At 71.4% G+C, this 12,913-nt stretch carries 10 protein-coding genes and 1 pseudogene; 5 read left to right on the forward strand and 6 right to left on the reverse strand.

Annotated features, from left to right (window positions below; translation table 11 throughout):
* Positions 1 to 186: 186 nt before the first annotated feature.
* From OG510_RS13015 to OG510_RS13025, 3 genes are read right to left on the reverse strand one after another with little or no spacing between them, the layout of a single operon-like run.
* Positions 187 to 1,797, reverse strand: a complete 1,611-nt coding sequence (locus OG510_RS13015; RefSeq protein WP_406136930.1) for a CpaE family protein — start codon at positions 1,795 to 1,797, stop codon at positions 187 to 189.
* A gap of 7 nt (positions 1,798 to 1,804) precedes the next feature.
* Positions 1,805 to 2,518, reverse strand: coding sequence for a Flp pilus assembly protein CpaB (cpaB, locus tag OG510_RS13020; RefSeq protein ID WP_406136931.1), 714 nt, complete (start codon positions 2,516 to 2,518; stop codon positions 1,805 to 1,807).
* Positions 2,515 to 3,372: a hypothetical protein gene (locus tag OG510_RS13025; protein ID WP_406136932.1), complete on the reverse strand. Its 858-nt coding sequence runs from the start codon at positions 3,370 to 3,372 to the stop codon at positions 2,515 to 2,517. Before OG510_RS13025 ends, cpaB begins: the two co-directional genes overlap by 4 nt.
* A 468-nt stretch (positions 3,373 to 3,840) precedes the next feature.
* Here OG510_RS13025 and OG510_RS13030 point away from each other — a divergent pair.
* A pseudogene (locus tag OG510_RS13030) lies at positions 3,841 to 4,722 on the forward strand (chitinase); the annotation flags it as partial.
* Positions 4,723 to 4,809: 87 nt separating this feature from the next.
* Here OG510_RS13030 and OG510_RS13035 read toward each other — a convergent pair.
* The 3 genes from OG510_RS13035 to OG510_RS13045 all read right to left on the reverse strand — a co-directional run bounded on the left by OG510_RS13035 (position 4,810) and on the right by OG510_RS13045 (position 7,859).
* The gene (locus OG510_RS13035; RefSeq protein WP_406136933.1) at positions 4,810 to 5,322 is read right to left on the reverse strand and encodes a hypothetical protein; all 513 of its coding nucleotides are present in this window, start codon (positions 5,320 to 5,322) and stop codon (positions 4,810 to 4,812) included.
* 125 nt (positions 5,323 to 5,447) lie between these two features.
* Complete coding sequence (locus tag OG510_RS13040) at positions 5,448 to 6,275, reverse strand: trypsin-like serine peptidase (RefSeq protein ID WP_406136934.1); 828 nt, start codon at positions 6,273 to 6,275, stop codon at positions 5,448 to 5,450.
* 171 nt (positions 6,276 to 6,446) lie between these two features.
* Positions 6,447 to 7,859 (reverse strand): aminopeptidase P family protein, encoded by a 1,413-nt coding sequence (locus OG510_RS13045; protein WP_406136935.1) that lies wholly within the window; start codon positions 7,857 to 7,859, stop codon positions 6,447 to 6,449.
* Positions 7,860 to 8,018: 159 nt separating this feature from the next.
* Here OG510_RS13045 and OG510_RS13050 point away from each other — a divergent pair, with 159 nt between their 5' ends.
* From OG510_RS13050 to OG510_RS13065, 4 genes are all read left to right on the forward strand, one after another.
* The gene (locus tag OG510_RS13050) at positions 8,019 to 9,002 is read left to right on the forward strand and encodes a LuxR family transcriptional regulator (protein WP_406136936.1); all 984 of its coding nucleotides are present in this window, start codon (positions 8,019 to 8,021) and stop codon (positions 9,000 to 9,002) included.
* 391 nt (positions 9,003 to 9,393) lie between these two features.
* Positions 9,394 to 9,609: a type A2 lantipeptide gene (locus tag OG510_RS13055; RefSeq protein WP_164262946.1), complete on the forward strand. Its 216-nt coding sequence runs from the start codon at positions 9,394 to 9,396 to the stop codon at positions 9,607 to 9,609.
* Positions 9,610 to 9,715: 106 nt separating this feature from the next.
* Positions 9,716 to 10,522, forward strand: coding sequence for an HlyD family efflux transporter periplasmic adaptor subunit (locus tag OG510_RS13060; RefSeq protein ID WP_406136937.1), 807 nt, complete (start codon positions 9,716 to 9,718; stop codon positions 10,520 to 10,522).
* A complete protein-coding gene (locus tag OG510_RS13065; RefSeq protein ID WP_406136938.1) occupies positions 10,519 to 12,912 on the forward strand; it encodes an NHLP family bacteriocin export ABC transporter peptidase/permease/ATPase subunit in 2,394 nt (797 codons plus the stop codon). The genes OG510_RS13060 and OG510_RS13065 overlap by 4 nt, the downstream gene beginning before the upstream one ends.
* Position 12,913 lies beyond the last annotated feature (1 nt).

Here is a 12,913-nt window from a genome sequence, read left to right on the forward strand (position 1 = left end):
GGTGGCGGCGGGTTTCGGGGGCTCCGCCCCCGGGCCCCCGGTCCTCAATCGCCGGACGGGCTTGATTGTGCCGGACGCCGGGCAAAGTCAAGCCCGTCCTGGGGGTCCCCCCGGACGGAGTCTGGGGGAGATTGAGGACCGGGGTCCGGGGCGGAGCCCCGTGAACGCTGCGCCGCGCGGCCCCGCTCATCTTCCGTCCCCCTCAAGCGCAGCCCCCGCACTCCCGTCCACCGACCAGGGGAAGTTCCCGGCCCCCGGAAAGAGCACCGGGGTGCGCAGTTGGACCGTCGCCTTCATCAGGTCCCCCGCCGCACCGCAGTCGACCCGGGCCGCGCCCCGCCAGTTGGCCGGCAGGCGTTTCAGGCCCGCCTCCCGGCAGCCCGCGGTCGTGCCGTCCACCGCGTACGAGGCCGTGGCCGCCCGCGCCGCCTCGTCCGCCGCGTTGCCCGCCAGCGAGAACGTGTAGCCCCACAGCACGCACTGCCACATCGCCACCAGGACGAAGGCGATCAGCGGGGCCATCCCGGCGAACTCGACCAGGGCGGAGCCCCGGTCGCTGTCGAGGCGGGCGGCCCGGCCACGCAGCAGCCCGGTGCGGGCGCCCCTGCCGTGGGAGGCCGAAGCGGGCGCCTTCACCAGGCCGAGTTCCCCGGCCAGGGCCCACATCGCCTGCTTGACCGTGGAGCGGCTGTCCAGGTCCTGCATCCGGCCCGCGTCCACCGCGGCCTGGAGCTCCTTGAACCCGGCCGGGATCGCGGCACGTGCCGCCTTCGTACCCGTGATGCGCTCGACCAGCGGCGGCTGGATCTCGGCGCTCCTGGTGGCCCGGTTGACGACGGTGACCGTCTCCTCCGCCTTGCGGACCTGGAGCCGGTCCCACATCCGCACCATCCGCTTGGCCGCCCGTACGGCCACCACGTCGGGGGTGACCAGGAGCAGTGCGTGGTCGGCCATTTCGACCGCGGCGGCGTTGGCGCCGGTCAGCTGGGTGCCGCAGTCCACGACCACGATCTCGTACCGGTTGCGCAGGGCGCCGATCGCCTGCCGGGCCACCCGGTCGGTGACCTCCTCGCCGCGCTCGCCGTCGCCCGGCGCGAGGAGCAGCCCGATACCGGTCGGGTGCGCGTACACCGCGTCCTGGATGACCCGCGGCGAGATGTCCGCGATGCCCGCCAGGTCGGCGATGGAGCGGCGGAACTGTACGTCGAGATACGAGGCCACGTCACCGGACTGCAGGTCGAGGTCGACCAGGGCGACGGATCTGCCGGACGCCCGTGCGGCCAGCGCCAGTTGGACCGCGGTGACGGTGGCGCCGACCCCGCCCTTGGCCCCGGTGACCGTGACGACCGTGCCGCCGGGGCCCGCGGCCGGGTCGGGGCCGCCGCCGAGATGACGCCGTACGCCGGTGGACCAGGAGGCCGCGTTCTGCACCCGGGCCGCCAGCTCCTCGTAACCGAGCGGCAGTCCGACGAGACCGCGGGCGCCCGCGTCCATCGCCGATGTGTAGAGCAGCGGGCTGATGTCGGCGGTGATGAGGACGACGCCGACCGCAGGGAAGCGCAGCGCGACCTCCCGGATCAGCTCCAGCGCGGGGGCCGGGCCGATCCGTTCGTGGACGAGGACGACCTCGGGCAGCTCGTCGAGCGAATCGGCGGCCAGCCGGGCGAGCAGGTCGAGCAGCGAGGTCGAGTCGGCGACCGGCGGGAAGGGTTCGGCGTCGGGGAGCTGGCTGAGCAGGGTGAGCACCGCGCGCGCCGCGTCCGGGTCACCGGCCACCGGGAGGATGCGAGTCGTCATCTGTCCCTCACTTGTCGCCGTCGAGGGTGTAGGTACGGTCGCGCTGCGGTACGTCCGCGCTGCCGCCGGCCGCGACGAGCGCCAGCCGGACATGGGTCGCGAACGACTCGGCGTACGCGACGCGCTGGGCGTCGAGCGTCTTGAGCGCGAAGGTGATCGGGACGGCGTCGGTGGCCTGCCGGGTGCGGTCGCTCTCGTTCTGGTCCGGGTCGAGTGCGGTGAGCTTGCCGACGTCCACGACCCGGGCACCGGAGACGATGACCTTGGAGGTGTCGGGGACTCCCTTGTCGTCGCCCTTGAAGGTCGCGTAGATGTTGACGCTGGAGCCCGGCGTGATCTTGCCCGCCACCCCGGTGGAGGCGTCGATCATGATCGCGATCTCCTGCTCGCCCGCGGTGAGTTCGGGCTGCCGGACGATCATGTCGCTCTGCAGCAGCGAGCCCTTGCGCAGCTGGGTGACGGCGATCTTGCCGCGCACCTGGGCGAGATCGGTCACCGCGTTCGCGGAGAGCCAGCGCCGTGGCATCCGGGTCTCCTCGAAGTCGCCCGGGGTGAGCTGTTTGTACGGGGCTATGTCGTCGCGTACGCGGTACGCGGTGACCTCGGGGCCGACTTTCGCGTTCACGTCGCGGATGACCGAGAGCACGCCGATGATCGCGGCGACGGCACACACGGCCGACAGGATCAGCAGGACGACGCCGCGGCGCTGGCGGGAGTTCACTGGGCGGGCAACCTCTCGAGCTGGGCGTGCGGATCGGCGAAGGGTGCGGAGCAGAACCCGCAGCGGTCTCCGATGAGTTCGAGCCCGCACCAGCGGCACAGCTCACGGCGTACGGAGGAGACCAGCTGGTGGAGTACGGACAGCTCGGGGATGGCGGCGGCGAACTCCACCAGCCGGGGTGTGGCCCACCAGCCCGCCGAATCGGCGGGCAGCGCGGTCTCCAGATGGCCCTGCACCTGCCAGGCAGGGGCGAGCACGGTGGTCACCCAGTCGGACTGGAGCTGTCCCCTGGCGACGAGCAGCCGGGTCGCGAACGACGGCCCTTCGAGCAGGCCGGGTTCGGCACCGGTCACCTTGGCCAAGTGCGGCGTGGGTGAGGCGAGTACGGCGAACTGGGAGCCGGGCATCCAGGATCTGGCGTGCGCCGTGAGGGAGACCGGTACGTGGTCGAGCCGGGTGACCGTCGGCAGCAGCGCGCCCGCGTAGATGTAGTGGGCGAGCAGCCGGGCGGCGGAGGCGAGCACACCGGGGCTGAAGTCGCAGACGGAGAGCTGGCGCAGCTGACGGGCGAGCACCGCGACGCCGAGCGGCGGCAGTTCGACGGGCAGCAGGGCGATGCGGTCGCTCTCCAGGACCGAACGGACGGCGTGCAGCCGCTGGACGTACGCGGCGGGCAGCGCAGCCGCATAGGGCACGACGACGTATCCGTGCTGTTCGAGGAGGGCGTGCAGCTCCGTGATGGAGGCTTCGAACGACTGCGCCGACGGCGGCTGGAGCACGGCGGCGAGCGGGGTGTGCCGGTCGGACGGCGGCAGCGCGAGATCGCCGCTGGTGACAGCTATGGCGGTCGGCACGTCGTGGTCCCCCGTTCACAGCGGGTTGCTCCTGCCTCAGCACTGTATCCAGGGGGCACGCCGGAAGAACCACAACTGCCCAAGATTCATTGGATCTTGGCCGATGAGCAACGGGCCGCGGGAGGCGGAGAAACGGTGGAGAGCGTGGCCCGTCCTGACAGATCCCTTGACATTGCAATTGGTCTGGACCAGCTTGGTGGCATGCGGCGGTGGCCACCGTTCGGTACCTCAGCTCTTCCCCTCAGCTCTTCCCCGTACCTCAGCTCTTTCCGTATCCCAGCCCCCACCCCCCACACCTGGAGGCCGTACGTGACATCCGCACGATCCACCCGAGCCTGGCTGGGCGGCGCCGTAGCCGTCCTCGCGGCCGCGGCCCTCTCCCTCGCCGGGACGACGGCCCAGGCCGCCGGCAACACAGCCCCCACAGCGTCCAGGACCACCGCGGCCACCACCGTGCACACGGCCGCACCGCCCGCCCACGCGGTCACGGGCTACTGGCAGAACTTCAACAACGGCGCCGCCGTCCAGAAGCTCAGCGACGTACCGGACGACTACGACATCATCGCGGTCGCCTTCGCCGACACCGGGAGCTCGCCGGGCGCCGTCACCTTCAATCTGGACTCGGCCGGGCTCGGCGGCTACACCGCCGACCAGTTCAAGGCCGACATCAAGGCCAAGCAGGCGGCGGGCAAGTCCGTCGTCATCTCCATCGGCGGCCAGAACGGCACGGTCTCGGTGAGCGACTCGGCGTCGGCGGACAACTTCGCCAACTCCGTCTACTCACTGATGCAGGAGTACGGCTTCGACGGCGTCGACATCGACCTGGAGAACGGCGTCAACTCCACGTACATGTCCCAGGCGCTCAAGTCGCTTTCCGCGAAGGCCGGTTCTGGCCTGGTCATCACCATGGCCCCGCAGACCATCGACATGCAGTCGACGTCGGCCGAGTACTTCAAGACGGCGCTCGCCATCAAGGACATCCTGACCGTCGTCAACATGCAGTACTACAACAGCGGATCCATGCTGGGCTGCGACGGCAAGGTCTACTCCCAGGGCACGGTGGACTTCCTCACCGCGCTCGCCTGCATCCAGCTGGAGGGCGGCCTCGACCCCTCGCAGGTCGGCCTCGGTGTCCCGGCGTCGTCGAGCGCGGCGGGCAGCGGCTATGTCGCGCCGAGCGTCGTCAACGACGCACTCGACTGCCTCACCAAGGGCAGCAACTGCGGCTCCTTCAAGCCCTCGAAGACCTACCCGGGTCTGCGCGGCGCGATGACCTGGTCGACCAACTGGGACGCCACGGCCGGAAACGCCTGGTCCGGCGCGGTCGGACCGCACGTCCACAGCCTGTAGCCGGCACCGGTACCCACACCGGCACCCAGCTCGGCAGCGCCGCCGCTCCCCCGGTGGCGCTGCCGCCGTGCGTACCGGGCCGGGTGGCTACTGCGGGCGGCCCCCGAGGTAGTACCCGAGCACCGGGGCCAGCTCCGCGAACCACTGCTGGAGCGAGGCGCCGCTGCGGGCCTCCACCGCGCACTCGTAGAACACGCCGTCGGCCAGCACCACCGCCACCATGAGCGTGGTGCCTCCGAAGGACCCCTTGTACGGCACCGAACGGATCTGGCTCCAGCCGAAGTCGGCGGTCCGCCCGTCCAGTTCGAAGGAGACCCCCTGACTGTCGACCACGACGGCGTTCCGCCGGTCAGTGGCGAGGAAGTCGGGCCCGCCCGCGAAGTCTCCGTGGGGCGCGGGGCCCGCGGGCTGCTGCTGCACCGGAGGAGGCGCCGGGGCGTACAGCGGGGGCGGCGGCCCGAACCCCTGCGGAGGCGGGGGCTGCTGCGGCTGCGGCTGCGGCTGCGGCTGCGGCTGCGGTGAATAGGGCTGCGGCGGCTGCGGCGGATAGGCGGGGTACGGTCCCGGCGACGCGCCGCCCTGCTGCCCGGTCCATGCCATGTGCGGGCCCTCCTGCTCTCGGTTCACCGCCCAGTATGACCGGAGCGTATGACCGGAGCGCCGGAACGCACGGAGGCGCCCACCGGTCCCCCGGCGGACGCCTCCGTGACCGGACCGTACAGCCCCTACGGCTTGGGCAGGGTGCAGCCCGAGCGGCTCAGGTCGATCTTGTTGCCGGTGCCGACGCACGGCACGATCCCGTAGGTCTCCTCGGCGTAGTTGATGCCCTTGTGGACGGTGACGTTGCCGGACTCGTCCACCTCGCACGGGTTGTTCTCCGTGCAGCGCTCGCCGTCCTCATTGCCCGTGTTGTTGACGGCGACGACCTTGCCGGTCGCGGTGTCGACCACCGGCGACCCCGAGGTGCCGCCGATGGTGTCGCAGGCGGAGGTGTAGCGGAGCGAGTCCTTCCAGGTCCAGTCGCCCTCCTTGAGGCGGTAGACGAAACCGTCCACGTCGCAGCTGTAGATCTTCTTCCAGTAGCCGGAGACCACGCTGATCGCGGTCCCCTGCGCCGGGTGGTCCGCGTTGAGCTCCAGCGCCGAGATGCCGTACTTGCTCTGGATCTGCGCGTAGGTGGAGGAGAGCTCGTACAGCGAGATGTCCGTGTCGGTCATCGTCGCGTAGGCCACCTTGTCGGCCTTGAGCGTGGCGACCGAACTGCCCGCGGCGTCGAGCAGCGAGAAGGTACGGCTGGACGGCTGGTCGGTGATGACCTCACCGGGCGCCGGGAAGCCGGTCTCCAGGCAGTGGCCGTTGGACAGCACCAGCGCGGGGTCGTCCGGCTGGGAGTCCGGCACGCGGACGACGGAGCCCGAGCAGTTGCTCAGCGCCACCGTTCCCGCGAAGTCGGCTGCTTTGGCCGCGGGACGGCTGGTGGCCGCCACCGCGGGTGTCGCTGCCGCGCCCATGAGGAAAAGGGCGAGCAGTGCGCCGACGAGAGGCTTCTTCATGTGGGGGGTCCCCTCTGTGACCGAAGTTCTTCCGGTTTGACATGCGCATTCTTAACGCAAGAGGGGGTGACGGGGAAGGGCACATCCGGTGACCTGCGGTCGCGGCTCGCTCGGCCTCACGCGGCTTCACTCGGCCTCGCTCAGCCTCGCTCGGGCCCCACTCGGCCTCGCTCAGCCGGCGAAGCGGGCCATCCACGCCTCGACTTCGTCCGCCGACCGCGGCAGTCCGTCCGACAGGTTCTCGTTGCCGTCGTCGGTGACGAGAAGGTCGTCCTCGATGCGGACACCGATGCCGCGCCACTCCTCGGGCACGGTCAGATCGTCCGGCTGGAAGTACAGACCGGGCTCGACGGTGAGCACCATGCCGGGCTCCAGTACGCCGCCGACGTACTCCTCCTGCCTGGCCTGCGCACAGTCGTGGACGTCGAGGCCGAGCATGTGACCGGTACCGGCCATGGTGAAGCGGCGCTGGAGACCGAGTTCGTACGCGCGGTCGGCCGGGCCGTCGATGAAGCCCCACTCGACCAGCCGGGCCGCCAGATGGCGCTGGGACGCCTCGTGGAAGTCGCGGTACGCGGCGCCCGGCCCGACGGCGGCCATGCCCGCCTCCTGGGCCTCGTACACCGCGTCGTAGACCGTGCGCTGCACGGGTGTGAAGGTCCCGTTGATGGGCAGCGTGCGCGTGACGTCGGCCGTGTAGAGGGTGTTCGTCTCGACGCCCGCGTCGAGCAGGAGCAGGTCGCCGGGGCGCACCGGGCCGTCGTTGTGCGTCCAGTGCATGATCGTGGCGTGCTCGCCCGCGGCGCAGATCGAGCCGTAGCCGACGGCATTGCCCTCCAGGCGCGCACGGCGGAAGAACGTGCCCTCGATCCACCGCTCGGACGACGCGATCGCCGTGGAGAGCTCACCGACCACATCGGTGAATCCGCGCACGGTGGAGTCCACGGCCTTGCGGAGTTCGGCGATCTCCCACGGGTCCTTGACGAGGCGGAGATCGCTGAGCGCCTCGTCAAGTCCGGCGTCACGCGCCGCGTCGGTGGTCACGGCGGCGGTCAGGGCCGGGTCGACGCCGCGGACGATCCGGGTCGGCACCGCGGGGGCGGCGGCCAGGTCCTCGGCGGCCGTGCGGATGTCGCGGCACTCCAGGCCGAGCACGAGCTCCGACTCGGCGAGTGAGCGGCGCCTGCCCATCCACAGCTCCGCCGTGGGGCCGGTCCAGAACTCGTTGTTGTCCCTGCTGTCGCGCGGCAGCTGGTAGCAGTAGGCGTCGTGGCCGCCGTCCGCGCGGGGTTCCAGGACGAGCGCGCCGTCGCGGACCTGGTCCCCGGTCATGTGCACATAGCCCGAGTACGGCCGGAAGGGGTAAGTGTCGTCGTTCGAACGGACCTTGAGGTTCCCGGAGGGAATCACGAGGCGTTCGCCCGGGAAGCGCGCGGAGAGCGCCGCGCGGCGGCGTGCCGCGTGCGGGGACTGCTCGGCGAGCGTCAGGTCGTGCCGCTCGGTGTCCGCCCAGCCCGTCCGCATCAGAGCGGACAGCTCGTCGGAGATCCTCGGGTAGAGACTGTTCCTTCGGCCTTCTGCCACGGTCGTGCACCTTCCTCTTCGCTCCGGACGGGCCTCTCGCCGCCACCGGTCGACGGCGGCCCCCGGACGGTAGCCCGCACCCCGCGCGCCCGGGGCCCAGGAGCGCCACTGGCACAGATCGGCCAGGCGCCCCGGCGGGAGCCGCCGATAATGGGGCATATGACGAACGCGAAGCTCGGCGATGCCCTGCGGCTCCTGGGAATCGATCACTCGGCGGTCCGGACCTATCTGGCCCTGCTCGAACTGGCCCCGGCTCCGCTGAGCGCCGTCGGCGCCGCCGCCGGTCTGGACGGCGCGGAGCTGACCACGGCGTACGGCGCGCTGGTCGACGCCGGTCTGGCCAGTGCCGCCGGGTCGGGCGGTGACGTGGTGGCGCCGGTCCCGCCGGCCGCGGGTCTGGAGATCCTCGCCCGGCACCGGGCGGCCGAGGTCGAGGAGTCGCGCATCAGCGTCGGGGGCGCGTTCGAGTCGTTCCGGCGTCAGCGGCTCGCCGCGTACAACGACCATCTGGTCGAGGTCGTGACCGGCGAGGCCGTCGGCCCCAGGATCCGCCAGGCGTGGGCGAGCGCCCGCGACCAGATCCGGCAGTTCGAGTCACCGCCGTACTTCCCGCTGACCGGCGCCACCGACGACGCGCTGGCCACGCTGGCCCGCGGGGTGACGCAGCGTGTCGTGTACTCGCGGGCGTCACTGGAGCATCCGGGCCATCTCAAGGAGGTCGTCGAGCCGTGCATCAGGGCGGGCGAGCAGGCACGGGTGCTGCCGTCGGTGCCGGTCAAGCTCGTGATCATCGACGAGGCGTACGCGCTCGTGTCGTTGTCGATCAAAGAGGCCGACGTGCACAACACCATGCTGGTCGTGCAGCCGTGCGGACTGCTCTCGGCGCTCATGGCGCTGTTCGAGCAGTCCTGGCGGAACGCCCTGCCGTTCCACGGCCGCACCACCCACCCGGGCGGCCTGCCGCCCGCCGACCGCCGTCTGCTGTGGCTCCTCGCGGGCGGCGCGGGCGACGACGTCATCGCCCGCGAGCTGGGCATCAGTCGCCGCACGCTGTTCCGCAGGCTGCAGATCCTGATGGCCCGGCTGGGCGCGGCGAACCGCTTCCAAATGGCCTTGCAGGCACAGCGCTCCGGATGGCTGTGACCGGGCGCGGGTGAAACGGGCCGACGGAGCGGTGGACCGGTGCCGGCAAGCACCGTCAGTAAACCTCCACACCGAATGCGCAGGCCGGTCACGGTGTCCCGGGAACAGGCACGAACCGGATAATCGCCCTTGGTCATAAATACGGGGGTGTCCATTTTGCTGAAATTCGCAGTGCCCTTTTCCCTACGGACCTGTGGAGCAAGTGAAGGCGCTGTCCCGGCCCGGTGAACGGACCTGCACCCGGCCGCAATTCCATCACCGCACAACGCCTGACCGGCCCGCTTCCGGGTGGATGTACGAGGCGTCATCGTGCTTTGATCCTCCGCACCGCGGGAGTTGCACCATTGATTCCCGCCCGCTCGCATTACCAAGAGAAGGGCCCGCTCAGATCATGAACACCACTCCCCAGGTCGAGACCCTCGAGATTTCCGACGCCGACCTCGACAACGTCTCCGGCGGTCTCGTCGGCGGCCTCGTCAGCAGCGTGACCGGCACGGCCGACTCCGTCGCCCCGGTCTCCGGCCTCGTCGGCACCGTCACCGGCACGGTCGAGGGCCTGACCGGTGTCAACACCGGCGCCGTCACCGGCCTCATCGCCGGCGCCTGAGCCACAGCTCCACACAGGCCCCGGAACCTTCCCCAGGGTTCCGGGGCCTGACGGCGATGTCAGGGCCTGTCGGCCCGCCGGCTCCGCGACGTAAGGGAAGAACGCCGTGCAGTTCCGCCAACAGGCCCTGTCCAAGCTGCAGTCGCCCGAGGAACTCGACCTTCCCGTGCGCCTCGCCCGGCCGCAGGGGCTGCTCGCCCTGGTGGTGACGGTCGTCGTGATGGCCGCCGCGACCGTGTGGGCGGTCACCGGATCGGTGGCGTCCACGCTGCGCGCACCCGGCATCCTCACGCACGCACAGGGCAGTTACGTCCTCCAGAGCCCCGTCACCGGTCAGATCACGGGTGTGCTCGCCAAGGAAGGACAGCGCCTGGCCGCCGACGCACCCGTCCTCAAGGTCCGTACGGCGCACGGCGACCGGCTCGTCCGCACCATCGACGCGGGCCGGGTCACCACGCTCGACGCCGGGATCGGCGCGGTGGTCACCACCGGCGCCGATGTCGCCACCGTCGAGAAGACCCGCAGCACCAAGGACCCCCTGCTCGCCCTGGTGTACGTCCCGGCGGACAGGGCTGCGACCGTGCCGGTCGGCGCGGATGTCGACCTCACCGTCCAGTCGGCGCCCGCCCAGCAGTACGGGATGCTGCGCGGCCGCGTGCAGCAGGTCGGGCGCGGTGCGCAGACCCCGCAGCAGATAGCCGCCTTCCTCGGTGACAAGGAGCTGGCCGGCCAGTTCACGAAGAGCGGCCCGGCCGTCGCGGTCCTGGTCAGGCTGGTCGCGTCGTCCGCCACGAAGTCGGGTTACGCGTGGACGTCCGCGGGCGGACCGCCGTACGCACTCGACTCCATGACCCCGGCCTCCGGCGCCGTGCACCTCGCCGAGCAGCGCCCGATCGATTGGCTGCTTCCGTGAGCCCCTCCCCCGCCGCCCAGCAGAAGCTGCCGCCGGCCGGCCACGGCCGCCGCAGGGCACGCCCCGCGCCCCGGCCGCGGATACGCCACCGGCGGGTCCGTACCCCCACCGTCCTCCAGATGGAGGCCGTCGAGTGCGGCGCCGCCGCGCTGGCCATGGTGCTGGCCCACCACGGCAGGCACGTCCCCCTCGAAGAGCTCCGTATCGCCTGCGGTGTCTCGCGCGACGGCTCGCGGGCCAGCAACCTCCTGAAGGCCGCGCGCCGTTACGGCATGACCGCCAAGGGCATGCAGATGGAGCCGGCGGCGCTGGCCGAGGTCAAGGCGCCCGCGATCCTCTTCTGGGAGTTCAACCACTACGTCGTCCACGACGGCATGGGCCGGCGCTTCGGGCGGCGCGGTGTCCACATCAACGACCCGGACAAGGGCCGCAGGTTCGTGCCCGCCGAGGAGTTCGACAGCAGCTTCACCGGTGTCGTCCTGGTCCTCGAACCGGGCGACGACTTCCACGCGGGCGGACGCAGGCCCGGCGTCCTGCGGGCACTGCCCGCGCGCCTGCGCGGCACCACAGGTACCATGCTCGCCGCGCTCATCGCCAGCCTGCTCCTGGTCGTGACGGGCGCGGCGCTGCCCGCGCTCAGCCGCACGTACATCGACATGTTCCTGATCGGCGACCAGACCTCGCTGCTCGGGGCGCTGTTCGCGTCGATGGCCACGATGGTGGGGCTCACCGCCGTCCTCACCTGGCTCCAACAGGCGAATCTGCTGCGTGGGCGCATCATCTCGTCGACGCTCAGCAGCGCGCGGTTCCTGGGCCATCTGCTGCGGCTCCCCGTGACGTTCTTCGCGCAGCGCAGCCCGGCCGACCTGGTGCAGCGCCTCCAGTCGAACGACGCGGTCGCCGAGACCCTCGCCCGCGATCTGACCGCCGCCGGGGTGGACGGTGTGGTGGTGCTGCTGTACGCGGCGCTGCTGTGGACGTACGACCCCCAGCTGACGCTCGTCGGCGTCGGTATCGCGCTCGGCAATGTCGTCGCGATGCGGATCGTGGTCCGGCTGCGTGCCACCCGTACGCAGAAGCTGCGCGCGGACACGGCCCGGCTCACCAACACCTCGTACACGGGCCTTCAGCTGATCGAGACGATGAAGGCGACGGGCGGCGAGAACGGCTACTTCCGGCGCTGGGCCGGGCAGCACGCCACCACGCTGGAGGAGCAGCAGCGCCTCGGGGTGCCGAGCGCGTGGCTGGGCGTCGTGGCGCCGACCCTGGCGACGCTGAACAGTGCGCTGATCCTGTGGATCGGCGGGCTGCGCGCGGTCGACGGGCATCTGTCGGTGGGGCTCCTGGTGGCGTTCCAGGCGCTCGTGGTCCGCTTCACCGCGCCGATCACCCGGCTCAACGGGGTGGCGGGCCGTATCCAGGACTTCGCCGCCGATGTGACGCGGCTGAAGGACGTCGAGAGCTTCCCCGCCGACGCGGTGTACACCCGCGCGGACAACGCGCGCTCGGGCGTGGCCGGTTCGGACGACGGGCGCTCCGACGACGGCCGCTCCGGCGTGGCCGGTTCCGACGACGCCCGCCCGGACGGCACGCGCCCGGACGGCACGCGCTCCGACCACACGCGCTCCGACGGCCACCGCGCCGGGCCGTCGGCCGCGAGCACCCGCCGTCTCAAGGGGCACGTCACCCTCGACGCCATCACCTTCGGCTACAGCCCGCTCGACAAGCCCCTCCTCACCGGCTTCTCGCTGGCCGTCGGGCCCGGACAGCAGGTCGCCCTCGTGGGCGGCTCGGGCAGCGGCAAGTCGACGGTCTCCCGGCTGATCTCAGGTCTGTACACCCCCTGGGAGGGCACGATCCGCATCGACGGGCAGCGTCTCGACGACATCCCGCGGGGCGCGCTGACCGCGTCGGTGTCCTTCGTCGACCAGGAGGTGTTCCTCTTCGAGGGCACGGTCCGTGACAACGTCGCCCTCTGGGACCCGTCGATCCCCGACGAGGCGGTCGTCGACGCGCTCAAGGACGCGGCGCTGTACGACGTCGTGGCGCGCAGGCCGGGCGGCATCCACGGCCGGGTCGAGCAGGACGGGCGGAACTTCTCCGGCGGGCAGCGCCAGCGGCTCGAAGTCGCGCGGGCGCTGGTCAGACGGCCGAGTGTCCTCGTACTCGACGAGGTGACCAGCGCCCTGGACGCCGAGACCGAGCACGTCATCATCGACAATCTGCGGCGCCGCGGCTGCGCCTGTGTGGTCATCGCCCACCGCCTCAGCACGGTCCGCGACAGCGACGAGATCGTGGTGCTCGACCACGGCCAGGTCGTGGAGCGCGGCCGCCACGAGGAGCTGGTCGCCGCCGGAGGGCCGTACGCCGAACTGGTCAGGGAGCACTGAC

The organism is Streptomyces sp. NBC_01089 (assembly GCF_045162975.1).
In the GTDB taxonomy this organism is placed as follows: domain Bacteria; phylum Actinomycetota; class Actinomycetes; order Streptomycetales; family Streptomycetaceae; genus Streptomyces.

Excerpts from the sequence above, each read along its gene's own strand:
- OG510_RS13055 (WP_164262946.1), top strand. The coding sequence starts at position 9,394 with ATGAACACCACTCCCCAGGTCGAGACCCTCGAGATTTCCGACGCCGAC.
- OG510_RS13050 (WP_406136936.1), top strand. The coding sequence starts at position 8,019 with ATGACGAACGCGAAGCTCGGCGATGCCCTGCGGCTCCTGGGAATCGAT.
- OG510_RS13015 (WP_406136930.1), bottom strand. The coding sequence starts at position 1,797 with ATGACGACTCGCATCCTCCCGGTGGCCGGTGACCCGGACGCGGCGCGC.
- OG510_RS13040 (WP_406136934.1), bottom strand. The coding sequence starts at position 6,275 with ATGAAGAAGCCTCTCGTCGGCGCACTGCTCGCCCTTTTCCTCATGGGC.
- OG510_RS13035 (WP_406136933.1), bottom strand. The coding sequence starts at position 5,322 with ATGGCATGGACCGGGCAGCAGGGCGGCGCGTCGCCGGGACCGTACCCC.